The following is a 15029-nucleotide window of genomic DNA, read 5'->3' on the forward strand; positions in this document are numbered from 1 at the left end:
GGGCGGCCGCACCCGCCACGCGGAGCGCGCTGGCCGCGCTGGGCGCCCTGTGCGTGGTGGCCGCGCTGCCCGGCAGCGCCACCGCCGGGCCGGGCGACCTGCCGCCGTACCGGCACGCGGACGGCGCCGAGCGGAGCCAGGGCGCGCGGAGCAGCGCCGACGGGCCGCGCCTGGAGGCCGGCGGCACCTACACCGCCACCCTCGCGCCCGGCGAGAAGCGGTACTGGAGCGTCGAGCTCGACGCCGAGACCCAGCCGTGGATCTCCGCGGTCGCCCCCCCCGAGCCCGGCAGCGCCGTCACCTACCGCGACGGCATCCGGCTGACCCTGGAGGACGCCGACGGCACCACCTGCGACACCGCGGACGCCGGGATCGACGACGACGGGGCCGCCCGCCCGGTCGCCGCGGTGGCCGGGCGCATCCGCACACCCGACGGCCGCTGCCAGGAGGCCGGCGTCTACCACTTCTCCGTGGAACGCGAGGAGCGCGCGGAGGAGGACGCGTCCGACCCCGCGCCCTGGCCGCTGGAGCTGCGGGTGATGCGCGAACCGGGCCTTGAGAGCATCACCTCCACCACCCCGCCGGAGACCGGCGAGCTGCCCACCACGCCGCCCCGCCCGCCCGCCGGCGAGGCGGAGGAGCTGACCGGCGGCACCGGCTTCAACGACGCGCCGGGCATGGGCGAGGGCGTCTGGAAGGACCGGCTCCGCCCGGGCCAGACCCGCTTCTACCGGGTGCCGGTCGACTGGGGGCAGCAGCTCGCGCTGAGCGCCGAGTTCGGCACCGTGGGCGGCGCGGACGACGGCTATGTGAGCGACGGGGTGCGCGTCGACCTCCACAACCCGGCGCGCGGCCACGTCGACGGCGGCTCCGCGACCTACCGGCCCGACGACCCCGCCGCCGTGCCGCTGCTCGCACCGCCGGTCCGCTACGTCAACCGCTACTCCTACAACGACGCCCTGGCGGCCTCCGCCCACGCCGGCTGGTACTACGTCGCGGTGCACGCCCACGCCGGTCTCCGCGAGGTCCTCCGGGGCGGTGACGGCACGGTGCCGGTGACGCTGCGGACCACGCTCACCGGCGCGCCCCAGCAGGGCCCGCCGTACGACGGCGACGCGGTCGCCGCGGGCTTCGGCGTCGGCGACGCGGAACGCGAGCAGGCCGAGCAGGGGCTGTCGGCGCAGGAGGCTGCCGCCCGGGCGGGCCGGAGCGACACCCTGCGGCTGGTCGGTGTCGCCGGGATCGGCACCGGCACGCTGCTCCTGGCGGGCCTGGGGGCGTGGACGGTGCTGGCCCGCCGCCGCTCTCCGGGGGAGGCCGGGGTGCCGGGAGGGCCGTACGGCGCCCCGCAGCCCCCGCACGGGGGCTGAACGCGCCCGAGTCGTCCACCGGCATCCACCACGGCGCGGGGCCCCGGGGCCGACCCGTCCGGCGGCTTCCGGACGGTACAGGAGACGGGCACGTGACGCCCGTACGCGTCGCCTGAGCCGGCAGGCGCTACGCGGCGGTGAGTGCCCAGGTGCCGACGGCCAGGCAGAGGAGCGCCACGAGCAGCACCGGCACCGCCACCTTCGCCGGGGGGCCGGGGCGGCGTACGGGCTGCCCGCCCGGCGTGGCGCCGCCCGGCGCCGGATGCGGCTGTGGAGGGAGCTGTGGATGCGGCTGTGGCACGGCGTACCGGGACGGTGCGCCGGGCGCGCCCGCGGGGCCCGCGGCGGGTACGGCCGGGTGCGTGTGCGCCGGGGAGTGCGGCGCCACCGGGGTTGCGTGCGTCGTCGCGGCGCCCGGCACGCCGGGCATTCCGGGGTGCGCCGCCGAGGCCGGGCCGGTGGGCTGTGGCGGCGCCAGGTGGAAGCTCCCGGTGGCGGACTCCGGCGACCCGCCGGACGTCTCGCCGCCCGGCGCCGTGCCGTCCGGTGCCGCACCGGGCACCTCCCCGGCCCGGTGCGCGGCGCCCGGAGGCGCCGCCCCGCCCGGTGCCGAGCCGGGCGCCGTCCCGGGCACCCGCGCGGGTCGCCCCACCGGCCCGGAGGGCCCGAAGCCCTCCGGGAGCGGCCCGAGCCGGTCGGTCACGTCGATGAGCGGCTCCGGCCCGTCGTCCCGGGCGAGCAGTTCCGCCGCCCCGGCCAGCGCCCGGCGCGCACCGGTGGCGGTGCGGAAGCGGTCCTGCGGGTCGGGCTGCAGCAGCCCGCCGAGCACCTGCCAGAGCGGTTCCGGGACGCCGTCCGGGGCGGCCGGCACCCCGCCGGCCCGTTCGTACTCCTCCAGCAGGGCGAAGGCGTCGGGCCGCTCCCCCGTCAGCATCGAGAGCCCGACCAGGCCCGCCGCGTACAGGTCGGCGGTGAAGTCCGCCTCCGCGCCCCGCATCTGCTCCGGCGCGAAGTAACCGGGAGTGCCGACCACGAAGTCCGTCTCGGTGAGCCGGGGCTCGCCCTTGCGCATGGAGATGCCGAAATCCGACAGCCGCACATGCGGGCGACCCGTCCCGGTGGGCTCCAGCAGGATGTTGGCCGGTTTCACGTCCCGGTGCACGACCTCCTCCGCGTGCACCGCCGAGAGCCCGGCGAGGAGCTGGTCGAGCAGCGTACAGGTGAACGCGGGCGGCAACGGCCCGTACTCCGCGACGAGATGGGCCAGCGAGCCGCCGGCGACCAGGTCCATGGTGAAGAGGACCTTGTCGTCGTCGGCGGCCCAGCTCGCGGGCGCCAGCACGTGCGGGTGGTCGATGCGCAACGCCTGCTCCCGCACGAAGCGCAGCAGGGTGTGGGCGTCGCTCTGCTGCAGCACCTTCGCGGCGACGTACCGTCCGCGCCGGTGGTCCCAGGCACGCCAGACCGCGCCGGCGCCGCCCCGCCCGACGGGGTCCGCCAGTTCGTAGCGGCCCGCGAACACCTCGCCCATTCAGCTCTGGTGTTCCTCGTAGTGCCGCACCGCGTCGGAGGTGCGGCCGGCGCCGTACACCCGCAGGAACTCCGCCAGTTCGGGGTGGGTGCCGGAGAGCGCGGCCGAGGCCTCCAGGATCTCCGCGGCGTCCGAGACGGAGCGCAGCAGCGCCTGGATCTCCCGGACGACCCGCTTGACCGGGGTCTGCGCGGCCCCGGAGGAGCCGCCGTGCGTGTGGTTGTTGAGCACGCTTCCGCCCGCGGTCCGCTTGATCTCCTCCATGCGTTGCGTCGCGTCGCCCGCGCTGATGTCGCCGCGCGCCACCTGGGCGGCCAGCTCCTGCAGCGCCTGCACCCGCTGCACCACCGCCGGGTTGCCGATTTTGGCGCGCTGGCCGCTCATGAGCTGGGAGAGCATGGGGGCGGAGAGGCCCAGCACGGTGGCCAGCCGGGCCTGGTTCAGCCCGAGATCCTCGATCAGTCGCCGGAACAGGGTTCCCAGCGGTTCCCCGTACCACTGGGTCTGCAGCTCTCTCGCCTTGGCGGCGGCTTCCTGCTGTGCTGCGTCCATCGCGTCTCTCCCCGGGACTCCCCTACGGCGCTCACCAGCGCTTCGCTGGCGCGAACTTGCCGTGCATCCTACGGAGGGTGATGGGCGCGGGGCGATACCCGGTCGGAATTCTGCCGGGAGACCCGGTACGCTGTTCCGCAGCGGGGCCTTAGCTCAGTTGGTAGAGCGCCGTCTTTGCATGGCGGATGTCAGGAGTTCGACTCTCCTAGGCTCCACCGCGATACCCCCTCTGACCTGCGGAGACACGGTCGGAGGGGGTTTCTTGCCCGGTTGTCCGGGGTGGTGTGTCAGCAGGGTGGTGCGGACGGGCGGCTCCGGGGCACGGTTCCCCAGGGGTGTGCCGGGAGTTCTCTCCCCTGCTGGTCCCCCGGGCTCCTCCGGGCCGGCGGGCCCGGAGCGGCGAAGGCTCCCCTTGGCTGGTGGATACGGCCCGGTGCGGCCGGTGGGAAGCGCCGGCCCGGGCGAGGCGGGTGCCGACGGCGCTCCGGCGGGCCTGGTCCACCTGGTGGACGGGGCCCCCGGGTCGCTCGGCGAGGGCGCGTTCGGCCGCGGCACCAGCGGGGCACTGCCGCTGGGCGAGGTCGTCTCGCGGGGGCTCCTCGGGGCGGCGCAGTCCCGGTGCCGGTCCCGGCCCCGGACCAGCAGAGCCGGAGGGCCGGTGACGGGCGGGGGAAGCTCGTCGTGGCCACGACCGGAGCGGTTCCGGTCAGCTGCCGAGCGTGCCCGGCATCGTCTGCTCGGCCCAGATGACCTTGCCGCCGTCGATGTAGCGCGTGCCCCAGCGTTCGGAGCACTGGGCGACGAGGAAGAGTCCCCGTCCGCCCTCGTCCATCGTGGCCGCATGGCGCAGGTGCGGGGAGGTGCTGCTGTGGTCGTAGACCTCGCAGATGAGCGTACGGTCGCGGATCAGCCGCAACGTGAGGGGTCCGACGGCGTGGCGCATGGCGTTGGTGGTCAGTTCGCTGACGATCAGCTCCGTGGTGTCCACAAGCTCCTCCAGCTCCCACTCCGTGAGCCGAGCGGAGCAGGCGGCGCGTACCCGGTGCAGGGCGGCGGGGTCGGACTCCACGTCCCACTCGGCGACCTGCTCGGCCCCCAGCACCTGCGTACGGGCGACGAGCAGCGCGATGTCGTCGCGCTGGCGCTCCGGGAACAGAGCCTCGAGCACGGCGTCGCAGGTCTCTTCGGGCGACCGGTCCGCGTACGCCAGCGTCTCGTCGAGCACGCGGAGCCCGGTGTCGATGTCCTGGTCGCGGCGTTCGACGAGGCCGTCGGTGAACAGAACGAGCCGGCTGCCCTCGGGCAGGGGGAACTCGGCGGACTCGAAGGGCTGTCCGCCGATGCCCAGGGGAAGGCCGGACGGTACGTCCAGGAACTCCACCGTCCCGTCGGGGCGGGCGAGCGCGGGCGTCAGGTGGCCGGCCCGGGCGATGGCACAGGTGCCCGACACGGAGTCGTAGACCGCGTACAGGCAGGTGGCGCCGGTGACGGTGGTCTGGTCGCCGGCCGCGATCGCGTCCTGATCGATGAGGGTGACCAACTCATCGAGATACCGCAGCAGTTCGGCGGGCGCCAGATCGAGGGTGGAGAAGTTGTGCACGGCGGTGCGCAGCTGCCCCATGGTGGCGGCGGCATGCACTCCGTGCCCGACGACGTCGCCGATGACCAGTGCGACCCTGGCGCCCGGCAGCGGGATGACGTCGAACCAGTCGCCGCTGGCTCCCTCCCGCGCGGGCAGGTAGCGGGAAGCGGCCTCGACGGCGCTCTGCTGGGGCAGCGCGCGGGGCAGCAGTCTCCGTTGCAGCGCCACGGCCATGCCGTGCTCACGGGTGTAGCGCCGCGCGTTGTCGAGGGACACGGCGGCTCGGGCGGCCAGTTCGGCTGCGAGGGAGAGGTCCTCCGGCTCGAAGGGCTCGGGCTTCTCGGAGCGCCAGAAGGTCACGACGCCCAGCAGCACGCCACGGGCGGACAACGGCGCCGCGACGAGCGAATGGATTCCGTAGGCGATGACGCGGGAGGCCCGTGTGGGATCGATCGCCTGCCATCCCGGGGATGCGCTGAGACGAGCCGCTTGCCCGCTGTCGATGCTGCGGGCCTGTGGCGAGGACGGCACGAGAGTGATCAGGTCCCCGACGGCGAAGAGGGGGGCGTCGTCGCGGATGCCGCTGAGGGCCACCCGCCGCATCCACTTGGTGCCGCTGTTGACGGCGCCGTCCACTCCCGGTTCGTCGCCGCGCAGCACGGGCTCGGCCAGGTCGACGCTGAGGTAGTCGGCGAAGCGCGGAACCGCGACCTGCGCCAGCTCTTCGGCCGTACGCGTCACATCGAGGGTGGTGCCGATGCCGCCGGTCGCGTCGTAGAGCAGCCTCAGCCGGCCGCGGACCAGCTCGATCCTCTGCGACGCCTCGCCGATCATCTCCATCACCGCCTCGGTGCCGACCTCCTTCCCCCCGGCTGCCGCGCTGATCGCAAGGCGTGCGGAGGCCGCGCCCACCGAGCCGGCGAGCTGGGATTCCGCGTGGTGGACCAGCTCAGGGGGTGCTTCGGCCGCCGGCGAGCCGGGCCTCCTGCCGGGGTAGGAGCGCAATGCCCGCTGGGCGCCCTCCCGCCCGAGGAAGCGCTCCAGCAGGGTCTGCAAGGCGCCGGCCGTGGCACGGACCTGCCAGTGCCGCTCCCCGGCGGGCTCTGCGAGGGTTTCGGTGAACTGCACCGCCTGCGCCCGCTCGGCGTCATCCGGTCGCCCGGCGAGGGAGACTGCGACATACCCGCCGACGTTCAGCAGGGCACTCCAGAACATCGCATGGCCGATCGGGTCCATTCCCGCCAGGCCGAACAACTGCTGCGGCCGGAGCAGCTCGATGCCGAGCGGGCCCTCCCGCAGGAACGACATCGGCAGCAGCCCGGCCTGGGCGAAGCTCGGCAGCAGCAGGGTGTACGCCCAGACGACGAACCCCGCCGTCAGGCCGACCAGTACGCCCCGGCGGGTACCGTTCTTCCAGAACAGGCCGCCCAGGATGGCGGGCGCGAACTGTGCGACGGCCCCGAACGACACCAGGCCGATCGTCACCAGCGATTGCCCTCGCCTGCGAACCGGAAGTACGCGTACCCGAGCAGCAGGATCAGCACGATGGTCGCCCGGCGAATGCCCAGTACCAGTCCGGAGAGATCGTCTCGGCGTGTGAGGCGGGACGTGCCGCGCAGCAGCAGCGGCATCACGAGTGAGTTCGACACCATGGTGCTGAGCGCGATCGCCTCCACGATGATCATGCCGGTCGCCGCGCTGACGCCGCCGATGAAGACGAACAGCGCGAGTGCCTGCTGACCTTCGGCCATCGGCATGGCCAGCACATAGGTGTCGGCGTCGACGTCCGCCCCGAACTGCAGCAGCCCACCGGCCGTGATCGGAAGCATGAAGACGCTGTTCGCGAACAGGTACAGCGGGAACAGCCACATCGCCCGCTTGAGGTGCTTCTCGTCGACGTTCTCGACAACGCTGATCTGCCACTGCCGGGGCAGCAGCACGATCGCCAGCATGGACAGCACCGTGAGCCAGACCCACGTGCCGTAGCTGGTCTCCTCCAGTGTGAACACCGAGGTGAGGCGGGCGTCCGTTGCCTGGGCGAACACGTCGCCGAATCCCCCGAACACCCCGAAGGTCACGAAGATCCCGACCGCGAGGAACGCCATGAGTTTGACCACGGACTCGAACGCGATGGCAGCGACCATGCCCTCGTGACGTTCGGTGGCGTCCAGGTGGCGGGTGCCGAAGAGAATGGTGAACGCGGCGAGCAGCAGGGCTACGTACAACCCGGTGTCCTGGAACAGCGGGGTGTGGCCGAGCTCCGAGGGGGAGGTGATCCGCGGGTACCGCCGAATGATCTCAAAGGTGTTGGAGACCGCTTTGAGCTGCAGCGCGATGTAGGGGACGATGCCGATCACGGCGACGACCGTCACCAGGCCGCCCAGCAGCGCGCTCTTGCCGTAGCGGGCGGAGACGAAGTCGGACAGCGAGGTGATCCGGTGCCGGCGGCTGACCCGGATGATTCTGCGCAGCACCAGCCAGCCCAGCGCGAGCATGACGGTGGGCCCCAGATAGATCGGCAGGAAGCCGCCGACCCCGGCCGTGGCGGCCTGGCCGACGCTGCCGTAGAACGACCACGCGGTGTTGTACACCGCAAAGGACAGGGCGTAGATCGTGGCGTTGTTGATCAGGCTCCGGCCGGCGTCCGCCCGCCGGTCACCGTAGAAGGCCACGGCGAAGAGCACGCCGAGGTACACGACCGAGACAGTGACGATGACCCAGGTCTGGAGCACGGCACTACCTCGGTCTGCCGGCGATGACGGCGACCAGAGCGATCACGACCGCCCAGACGAGATAGAGATAGGCCCCGAGAACCGGGACGCCGAGGATCCGGTTCATGCTGTCGAACTGCGCCAAGAAGGGCGGAGTGATCAGCAGGAACCCCAGCGCCCCGGTGGCCGTCAGGCGCTGGGTGAGCTGCTTGTCGTCTCGCGGCTGAGCCATGGGCCGCCTCCGCACCCCTCATGTGACGCTTGGTGATCGACTGGATGCCGATATCGTACTAAAAGGGGCAACATGGCAGTGGGCTGTGCTGGGTGACCAGTACGGCGTCCCACGCCGCGCCGAGATGTCCCCGGTGCCACGCCAGGGCCGGCGCGAGCCGCTCCGGCGCCCGGTGTCCCGGCGGCGTCCGGCACGCTCAGGGCTCGGCCCGTCCGCGTCCGTCGGCGCACGTCGCCCTGCCGTTCCGCCGCGCGACCTCTGCGTGTCGCGCCCTCCCGGGCGGCGGGTGGAACGGTGGGCGGGCGCGCCCCGGGGGGGAGTATTCGAACTAGAATCGAACGGTGCGCGGTGCAGAGGAGCTCTCCGGTGCGGACGGCCCCGTCGCGGTGGTGCGGCTGCCGGACGGGCAGGCCGTCCTCACCGTCGTGCGCGGGCGGCGCCAGGAGGCCGACGGCTCCTGGTGGTACGAGCTGGAGCTGCCGCTCTTCACCCGGGCCGAGGCCGGGGACGGGCGGCTGCGGCCCGAGCCGGAGCCGGTGAGCTTCTTCGCACCGGGGACGCAGGACGTGGTGCTCGCCGTGCCCGGAGAGGACTACAGCGGGGTGCCGACCTGGCGCCACCCGGCCGCGGTGCGCCGCGAGGCGCGGCGGCGCCGCCTCGGCCGTCCCCGGCGGCCGCTCCCCTGGGACCCCTGAGCGGGCGGGTCCGCCGTACGGGCCGGTGGGTGCCGAGGCCGTGGCAACCGGCCCGCCGAACGGCATACTGGCGGCGTGGCGGGACGCCGCGCGGAGCGCGCGCCACCGGCGGGCGCCGGTGCGCGGAAGGGGGAACGATGGCCAGGGTCAGCATCAGTCTCGACGCCGAGCTCGCCGTGGAGGCCATGGTCCTCTCCGGGGCGGGCTCCCCGCAGGACGCCGTGGAGGCGGCCGTACGGGACTACATCGCCCGCGGGCACCGCACCGAGGCGCGCACCGGGCGCAGCGAGGACGCCCGCCGCGAGATGGAGCACCGGCCGAAGGACCCGCACGCCGACTGAGCCGCGCCGGACGGGGGCCGGCCTCGGGGGGCGTACGCGTATGCGACGAGCGCGGGGCCGGTGACACGGCCCCGCGCTCGTGGTGGCGTCGGCCCCGCGGGCCTGCGGGGCCGCGCGCCCGTGCACGGTCGTCCGTGGCGGCGGGGCGGGCGCCTCAGCGCCCTTCGCCGGGCTCCTGGTCCGACTCCGCCTGCTTCGCCTCCACCTCCGGGTCCAGCAGCCGGTCGCGGTCACCGGTGCCGTCCACGGAGGAGAGAGTGGTGCGGTCGTCCACCTCGGTGGCCGCCGGCGGCTCCACCAGCCAGTCCGGGTTGGCCTGCCGGTCCCACCAGCGCCAGGCCGCGTAGCCGGCACCCGCCAGGATCCCGAGCAGGCCCAGGCGCTTGGCCACCCGGCCGTTGCGCGCCCGGCGGCGGCGCCGCTTGGCCAGCTTCTCGATGTCCCGCGCGGTCACGTGGTGGCGCATCGCCGCCACCGCCGCCGCGCTGCGGACGACCGCCTCCTCGCGGGCGGGCCCGGCCGCCGCGCGCACCTGTTCGACACGCGGCTTCGCGTACGCCCCGGCCTGCCGGGCGGCGCGGCGCGTGTGCTCCGCCGCGCGGCAGGCCGCCTCGTCGACCTCGTGGGGCAGCGCGCCGCGTGCCTGGGCGATGCGCGGCACGACATGGACGTCGTAGTTGTCACGCGCGGTCCGGCGGGCCTGCCGCGCCGCGGACGAGACCTTCGGGCCCAGGCGCGCGCCCGCCTCGTGCGCGTAGTGCGAGGCAGCGTCCCGCGCGGTCTCCGCGTAGGGCGTCACCACCTCCGCGGCGTGCCGCATGCTCTCCCTGGCGCTGCCGGCCGCGGCGCGCGCGCTGTCGATGCGGGTCACGTTTCCTCCTCCTCGGTGGTGTGTCACGTACTCGAGGGGTTCCTCGTCCCTCCAAAACGACACACTGTCGCATTCCACCCGTAGGGGAGATCATGCCTGCGCCGGGTCCGTGCGGCACCCGCTCCGGCGCATCCGGGTCACGGTCCGGCCGCGGGGCGTGACCGCGCGGGCGCCGGCCGGGGCCCCTCCCCGCGGGCCCGGGCGGGGCCCGTGCGAGGGGGTCCGTGCTTTTCCGGCCGTCCGTGGGAGGATCGGGAGGGTCACTGCAGACAGATGGAAGGTAGATCGTGGCTGAGCAGCTTTACGCCACCCTGAAGACCAACCACGGCGACATCGCGGTCCGGCTGTTCCCGAACCACGCGCCGAAGACGGTCAAGAACTTCGTCGAGCTCGCCGAGGGCTCCCGGGAGTGGACCCACCCGCGGACCGGCCAGAAGACGACGGACAAGCTGTACGACGGCACGGTCTTCCACCGCGTGATCAGCGACTTCATGATCCAGGGCGGCGACCCGCTGGGGAACGGCACCGGCGGCCCGGGGTACGAGTTCGAGGACGAGATCCACCCGGACCTCGCCTTCGACAAGCCCTACCTGCTGGCCATGGCGAACGCCGGCCCGGGCACCAACGGCTCGCAGTTCTTCATCACCGTCGCTCCCACGATGTGGCTGACCGGCAAGCACACCATCTTCGGCGAGGTCGCCGACGAGGCCGGCAAGAAGGTCGTGGACGCCATCGGCGCCACCCAGACCAACCCGCGCACCGACCGCCCGGTGAAGGACGTCGTCATCGAGTCGGTCGTCATCGAGCAGCGCTGACCCGGTCCACGGCCCGGAGACGCGGCCGCGGCCCGGACACGCGCCCGCGGCTCGGGAAGACGCGCCCACGGCTCGGGAACTGTTCCGCCCCGCCTGACCGTACACAGGACAGGCGGGGCGGTACGGGCGGGAAGGGAAGCTCATGGACCAGCACCAGTCGGTGGCCACCTGCTACCGGCATCCGGACCGGGAGACCGGCATACGCTGCACGCGCTGCGAGCGCCCCATCTGCACGGACTGCATGATCACGGCATCCGTGGGCTTCCAGTGTCCCGAATGCGTCCGCAGCGGTTCCGGCACCGGTCACGCGCCGGACGCCAACCGGCCGCGGACGCTGGCCGGCGGCACGGTCGCCGCGGACCCGCGGCTGGTCACCAAGATCCTGCTCGGGATCAACGTCGCCCTGTTCGTCGCGGTCCAGGCCGCGGGCGACCGCCTCCTGGACGGCCTGCTGCTCTTCGGCCGGGCCACGACGGAGCCGTTGGGTCCGGTCGAGGGCGTGGCCGAGGGGCAGTGGTGGCGGCTGCTCACCTCGGCGTTCCTGCACGAGGAGATCTGGCACATCGCCATGAACATGCTGGCCCTGTGGTTCCTGGGGCCGCCGCTGGAGTCGGCGCTCGGCAGAGCCCGCTTCCTCACGCTCTATCTGCTCTCGGCGCTGGGCGGCAGCGCGCTCACCTATCTCGTCGCCGCCCCCGCCCAGGCCTCGCTCGGCGCCTCCGGCGCGATCTTCGGACTGTTCGGCGCCACCGCGGTGCTGGTACGCCGGCTCCGGTACGACATGCGCCCGATCGTCGTCCTGCTGGCGATCAACCTGGTCTTCACCTTCACCTGGGCCAACATCGCCTGGGAGGCGCACATCGGCGGCCTGGTGGCCGGTGCGCTCATCGCCTACGCGATGGTCCACGCCCCGCGCGAGCGGCGCACCCTGGTGCAGTACGGCACCTGCGCCGCCGTGCTGCTGGTGATCCTGGCGGTGTGCGTGCTGCGCACCCTGGCACTGACGGGGTGAGGCCGGGGCGGAGGCTCTCCGCACCTCCGCGCCTCCGCGCCCTCAAAGTTGTCCACAGTGGGTGGATGATCTGATGCATGCGGTGGCGCACGCCCGTCCGGGCCCGCTCGCACGTGCGTACATGCTGCATGATCAGGGGGAACGGGTGAGCGAGCAGACCGGGACGGGCGGGTGGGGGCGGGGAGGGCGTTGAGTTATCCACAGATCTTCGTAAGTTTTCCACTCTGTGGATCAGCCTGTGGAAAACTTTGGGGGGAGGTCCCCGGAGGGCCTACTTCCACTGGGTGGAGACGACGAAGCCGCCCGCGATGAAGCCGAAGCCGACCACGATGTTCCAGTTGCCCAGGGCGTCGACCGGGAGGTCGCCGCCCGTCACGTAGAAGACGACGATCCAGGCCAGGCCCAGGCCGAACAGCGCGAGCATCAGCGGGGCGACCCACCGGCGACCGCCCCCCGACAGGTCGATGTTCTGCTTCTTCTCCGGGGGCGGAGTGAAATCATCCTTCTTGCGGATCCGTGACTTCGGCACGAGGAACTCTCCTGTCGATGCGCTTCGTGACCGCGCTGGGGTGAATCGCTGGGGCTGTGGTCCGTTAGCGTAGTCCGTAACGGCGGTGGAGGGAGACCAGGGTACGTGTCCGGATTTCGCATCAGGCCTGCCAGGCTGGGATCGATCGCCGTCTTCGCCCTCGCCGGCCTGCTGTTCTGGATCAGCTTCGACACCGCACGGGGCACCGACATCCGCACCGACGCCTCCATGCTGCGCCTCTCCGACCTGATCCGGGAGCGCAGCGAGAAGAACGCCGCACTGGAGTCCTCCGCCGCCGAGCTGCGCCGCGAGGTCGACGCCCTCGCCGAGCGCGACGGCGGCGCCACCGCGGCCGAGGAGCGCGCCCTGCGCCGGGTGAAGAAGGACGCCGGCACCACCACGGTCTCCGGCCCCTCGCTGAGCGTCACCCTCACCGACGCCCCGACCGACGCCGTCCCGCTCATCCCCGGCGTGCCCGACCCGTCGCCCAACGACCTGGTGATCCACCAGCAGGACCTGCAGGCGGTGGTGAACGCGCTGTGGAAGGGCGGGGCCGAGGGCATCCGGGTCATGGACCAGCGGCTGATCAGCACCAGCGCCGTGCGCTGCGTCGGCAACACCCTGATCCTCCAGGGCCGCGTCTACTCCCCGCCCTACACGGTGACCGCCGTCGGCGACCCGGACGCGCTGCGGAAGGCGCTGGACACCTCGCCCGCGATCCAGAACTACCTGGGGTACGTCGAGGCGTACGGCCTCGGATGGGAGGTCGAGGAGGACTCCGCCACCACGCTGCCCGGCTACTCCGGCACCGTCGACCTCCAGCACGCCGAACCCGTGGAGTGACACCGGCGCCCTCCGGGGGCGTGCGGAGGGCGCGCAGGCGCAGCGGAGTGCGCCGTACGCGTTGCGTGGCTCACGCGTTGGCCGACTCGCCCGCCCGGCCCGACGGCCTCCCCTTACTCTGGAGGGCGCGCCGGTACGGCGCGCGAACGGAAGGGACGGCACCACAGGATGTACGGCTGGATCTGGCGGCATCTGCCCGGGAACGCGCCGGTGCGGGCGCTCATCTCGCTCGTGCTGGCGCTCGGCGTGGTCTATCTGCTCTTCCAGTACGTCTTCCCCTGGGCGGAGCCGCTGCTGCCCTTCAACGATGTGACGGTTGAGTGATCATGGGCGCACGCATTCTCGTCGTCGACAACTACGACAGCTTCGTCTTCAACCTCGTGCAGTACCTCCACCAGCTCGGTGCCGAGTGCGAGGTGGTGCGGAACGACGCGGTCCGCACCGGGCACGCCGACGACGGCTTCGACGGTGTGCTGCTCTCCCCCGGCCCCGGCACCCCGGAGCAGGCCGGCGTCTGCGTGGACATGGTGCGGCACTGCGCCGGGACGGGCACGCCCGTCTTCGGCGTCTGCCTCGGCATGCAGTCGATGGCCGTCGCCTACGGAGCAGTGGTCGACCGCGCCCCCGAGCTGCTGCACGGCAAGACCTCGGCGGTGAGCCACGAGGGGGCGGGCGTCTTCGCCGGGCTGCCCTCCCCGTTCACCGCGACGCGCTACCACTCGCTGGGTGTCGAGCGGGAGACCGTCCCGGAGGCGCTGCACATCACCGCCTGGACGGACAGCGGCCTGGTCATGGGACTGCGACACCGGGAACTCCCGGTGGAGGGCGTGCAGTTCCACCCCGAGTCGGTGCTGACCGAGGGCGGGCACCGGATGCTCGCCAACTGGCTGGCGGAGTGCGGCGACGCCGCCGCCGTGGAGCGGTCCGCGGGCCTCGCTCCGGTGGTAGGTGTGTGACGCCGGTGCGTCCGGAGCACGAGGGGGGGTGGGGCGGGCCCCCCGGGGACCGGTACGAGGACCGGTACGACGATCCGTACGGGGAGGCGCACGGGGAGCCCTACGGCCGCCCGGCCGGGGACGCCGGAGCCGGGTACGGCGGGGCGCCCACGGGGGCGTACCCGGGGGCCGCCGCGTACGGCGGGGGGTACGGGGAGCAGGCCGGCGGGCCGTACCCCGAGCCGTATCCCGAGCCCTACCCCGGTCCGTACGAGGAGCAGCCGGACGCGTACCAGGCGGCCGTGAACGCGCTCGCCGATCCGCTGAACGACCCGCTGCCGGGGCAGCGCACACCGCAGCCGGGCGCGTCCGCCCCTCCGGAGAGGGAGGAGGCCGCCGAGAACGGCCCCTCCTCGCCCTGGTTCCGCCCGCACCGGGAGGTGGAGTCGCCCGGTGCCGCGGCGCCGGCCCAGGGCGCGGTGGAGCCGCCGCAGGGCACCTGGGGGCGCACCGGTGCGGTGGGGCAGACCGACCCGGGGCGTGCGGGACCGGGGCCCGCAGGCCCCGGTCCCGCACGTCCGGACCCCGCGAGTCCGCATTCCGCGAGCCCGGGCCCCGTGGGTCAGGGGCCCGCGAGTCCGGGCCCCCGGAGTCGGGGGCGCGGTGCGGCGTGGGGTGCGGAGGCCGGACGTATGGACGGTACGGGCCCGGAGGCGGGGGACGTGGCGGAGACGGCCGCGCTGCCCGTCCTGGACCCCGGGGCCGCGGCGCCGGCCGCGGGCACCCGTACCCCGGCGGACCGGCCGGGCCTCCGGACGTCCGGTGCGGCGGACCGCAGCGAGGAGGAGGACCGGACGCTGGGCCTGCGCCGGCCCGGCCCGGCGGAGCTGGCCGCCCGTTCCGGGGAGGCGGCCCGGTCCCCGGAGGCGGCCCGTTCCGAGCCGGTGCCCGGCGGCCGGGCCGCGCGGCGGAAGGCCGCGAAGGGCCGTGGCGCGCGCCGTCGCGGCGCC

Annotated in this window: 15 protein-coding genes, 1 tRNA gene and 1 pseudogene; 10 read left to right on the plus strand and 7 right to left on the minus strand. The window is 73.7% G+C overall.

The annotated features are described in order from the left end of the window. On the plus strand, positions 1-1370 hold a 1370-nt coding region (locus HOY81_RS25310; protein WP_237323030.1), incomplete at its 5' end, for a hypothetical protein. A gap of 127 nt (positions 1371-1497) precedes the next feature. On the opposite strand, the gene HOY81_RS25315 is transcribed toward HOY81_RS25310, so the two are convergent. Together HOY81_RS25315 and HOY81_RS25320 are read right to left on the minus strand one after the other, a co-directional pair. Next, the gene (locus HOY81_RS25315; protein ID WP_237323031.1) at positions 1498-2901 is read right to left on the minus strand and encodes a serine/threonine-protein kinase; all 1404 of its coding nucleotides are present in this window, start codon (positions 2899-2901) and stop codon (positions 1498-1500) included. Further along, entirely contained in the window at positions 2902-3453 is a 552-nt protein-coding gene (locus HOY81_RS25320; RefSeq protein WP_237323032.1) for a DNA-binding protein, read from the minus strand. It abuts the gene before it with no gap. A gap of 142 nt (positions 3454-3595) precedes the next feature. Between HOY81_RS25320 and HOY81_RS25325 the strand changes: the two genes are divergently transcribed. Further along, positions 3596-3668, plus strand: a tRNA-Ala gene (locus tag HOY81_RS25325). A gap of 491 nt (positions 3669-4159) precedes the next feature. On the opposite strand, the gene HOY81_RS25330 is transcribed toward HOY81_RS25325, so the two are convergent. The 3 genes from HOY81_RS25330 to HOY81_RS25340 are packed head-to-tail and all read right to left on the minus strand — an operon-like array spanning position 4160 to position 7978. After that, positions 4160-6505 (minus strand): ATP-binding SpoIIE family protein phosphatase, encoded by a 2346-nt coding sequence (locus tag HOY81_RS25330; protein WP_237323033.1) that lies wholly within the window; start codon positions 6503-6505, stop codon positions 4160-4162. Positions 6506-6516: 11 nt separating this feature from the next. Continuing rightward, a complete protein-coding gene (locus HOY81_RS25335; protein ID WP_237323034.1) occupies positions 6517-7767 on the minus strand; it encodes a hypothetical protein in 1251 nt (416 codons plus the stop codon). A 4-nt stretch (positions 7768-7771) separates the two neighbouring features. After that, entirely contained in the window at positions 7772-7978 is a 207-nt protein-coding gene (locus HOY81_RS25340) for a hypothetical protein (RefSeq protein WP_237323035.1), read from the minus strand. Between the two features lie 341 nt (positions 7979-8319). Between HOY81_RS25340 and HOY81_RS25345 the strand changes: the two genes are divergently transcribed. Together HOY81_RS25345 and HOY81_RS25350 are read left to right on the plus strand one after the other, a co-directional pair. Continuing rightward, on the plus strand, positions 8320-8673 hold the full coding sequence (locus HOY81_RS25345) for a hypothetical protein (protein WP_237323036.1): 354 nt from the start codon (positions 8320-8322) through the stop codon (positions 8671-8673). A 137-nt stretch (positions 8674-8810) separates the two neighbouring features. After that, positions 8811-9014, plus strand: coding sequence for a type II toxin-antitoxin system VapB family antitoxin (locus tag HOY81_RS25350; protein WP_237323037.1), 204 nt, complete (start codon positions 8811-8813; stop codon positions 9012-9014). Between the two features lie 154 nt (positions 9015-9168). On the opposite strand, the gene HOY81_RS25355 is transcribed toward HOY81_RS25350, so the two are convergent. Further along, a complete protein-coding gene (locus HOY81_RS25355; RefSeq protein ID WP_237323038.1) occupies positions 9169-9885 on the minus strand; it encodes a DUF5324 family protein in 717 nt (238 codons plus the stop codon). A gap of 287 nt (positions 9886-10172) precedes the next feature. Here HOY81_RS25355 and HOY81_RS25360 point away from each other — a divergent pair, with 287 nt between their 5' ends. Together HOY81_RS25360 and HOY81_RS25365 are read left to right on the plus strand one after the other, a co-directional pair. Then, positions 10173-10700, plus strand: coding sequence for a peptidylprolyl isomerase (locus HOY81_RS25360; RefSeq protein WP_237323039.1), 528 nt, complete (start codon positions 10173-10175; stop codon positions 10698-10700). Positions 10701-10842: 142 nt separating this feature from the next. Further along, positions 10843-11712 carry a rhomboid family intramembrane serine protease gene (locus tag HOY81_RS25365; protein ID WP_237323040.1) on the plus strand — a complete coding sequence of 290 codons (870 nt, stop codon included), beginning with the start codon at positions 10843-10845 and terminating at the stop codon, positions 11710-11712. Between the two features lie 271 nt (positions 11713-11983). On the opposite strand, the gene crgA is transcribed toward HOY81_RS25365, so the two are convergent. Next, entirely contained in the window at positions 11984-12241 is a 258-nt protein-coding gene (gene crgA / locus HOY81_RS25370; protein WP_237323041.1) for a cell division protein CrgA, read from the minus strand. 105 nt (positions 12242-12346) lie between these two features. On the opposite strand from crgA, the gene HOY81_RS25375 reads away from it, so the two are divergent. The 4 genes and pseudogenes from HOY81_RS25375 to HOY81_RS25390 all read left to right on the plus strand — a co-directional run. Then, positions 12347-13084, plus strand: a complete 738-nt coding sequence (locus HOY81_RS25375; protein WP_237323042.1) for a DUF881 domain-containing protein — start codon at positions 12347-12349, stop codon at positions 13082-13084. A gap of 168 nt (positions 13085-13252) precedes the next feature. Beyond that, positions 13253-13408 (plus strand): hypothetical protein, encoded by a 156-nt coding sequence (locus tag HOY81_RS25380; RefSeq protein ID WP_237323043.1) that lies wholly within the window; start codon positions 13253-13255, stop codon positions 13406-13408. A gap of 2 nt (positions 13409-13410) precedes the next feature. Beyond that, positions 13411-14040, plus strand: coding sequence for an aminodeoxychorismate/anthranilate synthase component II (locus tag HOY81_RS25385; RefSeq protein ID WP_237323044.1), 630 nt, complete (start codon positions 13411-13413; stop codon positions 14038-14040). Then, positions 14037-15029, plus strand: a pseudogene (locus HOY81_RS25390) (hypothetical protein); the annotation flags it as partial. The gene HOY81_RS25385 and the pseudogene HOY81_RS25390, both read left to right, overlap by 4 nt.

It is taken from the genome of Streptomyces sp. JJ36, from assembly GCF_021696945.1.
Lineage (GTDB): Bacteria > Actinomycetota > Actinomycetes > Streptomycetales > Streptomycetaceae > Streptomyces.

Excerpts from the sequence above, each read along its gene's own strand:
- HOY81_RS25315 (WP_237323031.1), bottom strand. The coding sequence starts at position 2,901 with ATGGGCGAGGTGTTCGCGGGCCGCTACGAACTGGCGGACCCCGTCGGG.
- HOY81_RS25320 (WP_237323032.1), bottom strand. The coding sequence starts at position 3,453 with ATGGACGCAGCACAGCAGGAAGCCGCCGCCAAGGCGAGAGAGCTGCAG.
- HOY81_RS25340 (WP_237323035.1), bottom strand. The coding sequence starts at position 7,978 with ATGGCTCAGCCGCGAGACGACAAGCAGCTCACCCAGCGCCTGACGGCC.
- HOY81_RS25350 (WP_237323037.1), top strand. The coding sequence starts at position 8,811 with ATGGCCAGGGTCAGCATCAGTCTCGACGCCGAGCTCGCCGTGGAGGCC.
- HOY81_RS25365 (WP_237323040.1), top strand. The coding sequence starts at position 10,843 with ATGGACCAGCACCAGTCGGTGGCCACCTGCTACCGGCATCCGGACCGG.
- HOY81_RS25380 (WP_237323043.1), top strand. The coding sequence starts at position 13,253 with ATGTACGGCTGGATCTGGCGGCATCTGCCCGGGAACGCGCCGGTGCGG.
- HOY81_RS25385 (WP_237323044.1), top strand. The coding sequence starts at position 13,411 with ATGGGCGCACGCATTCTCGTCGTCGACAACTACGACAGCTTCGTCTTC.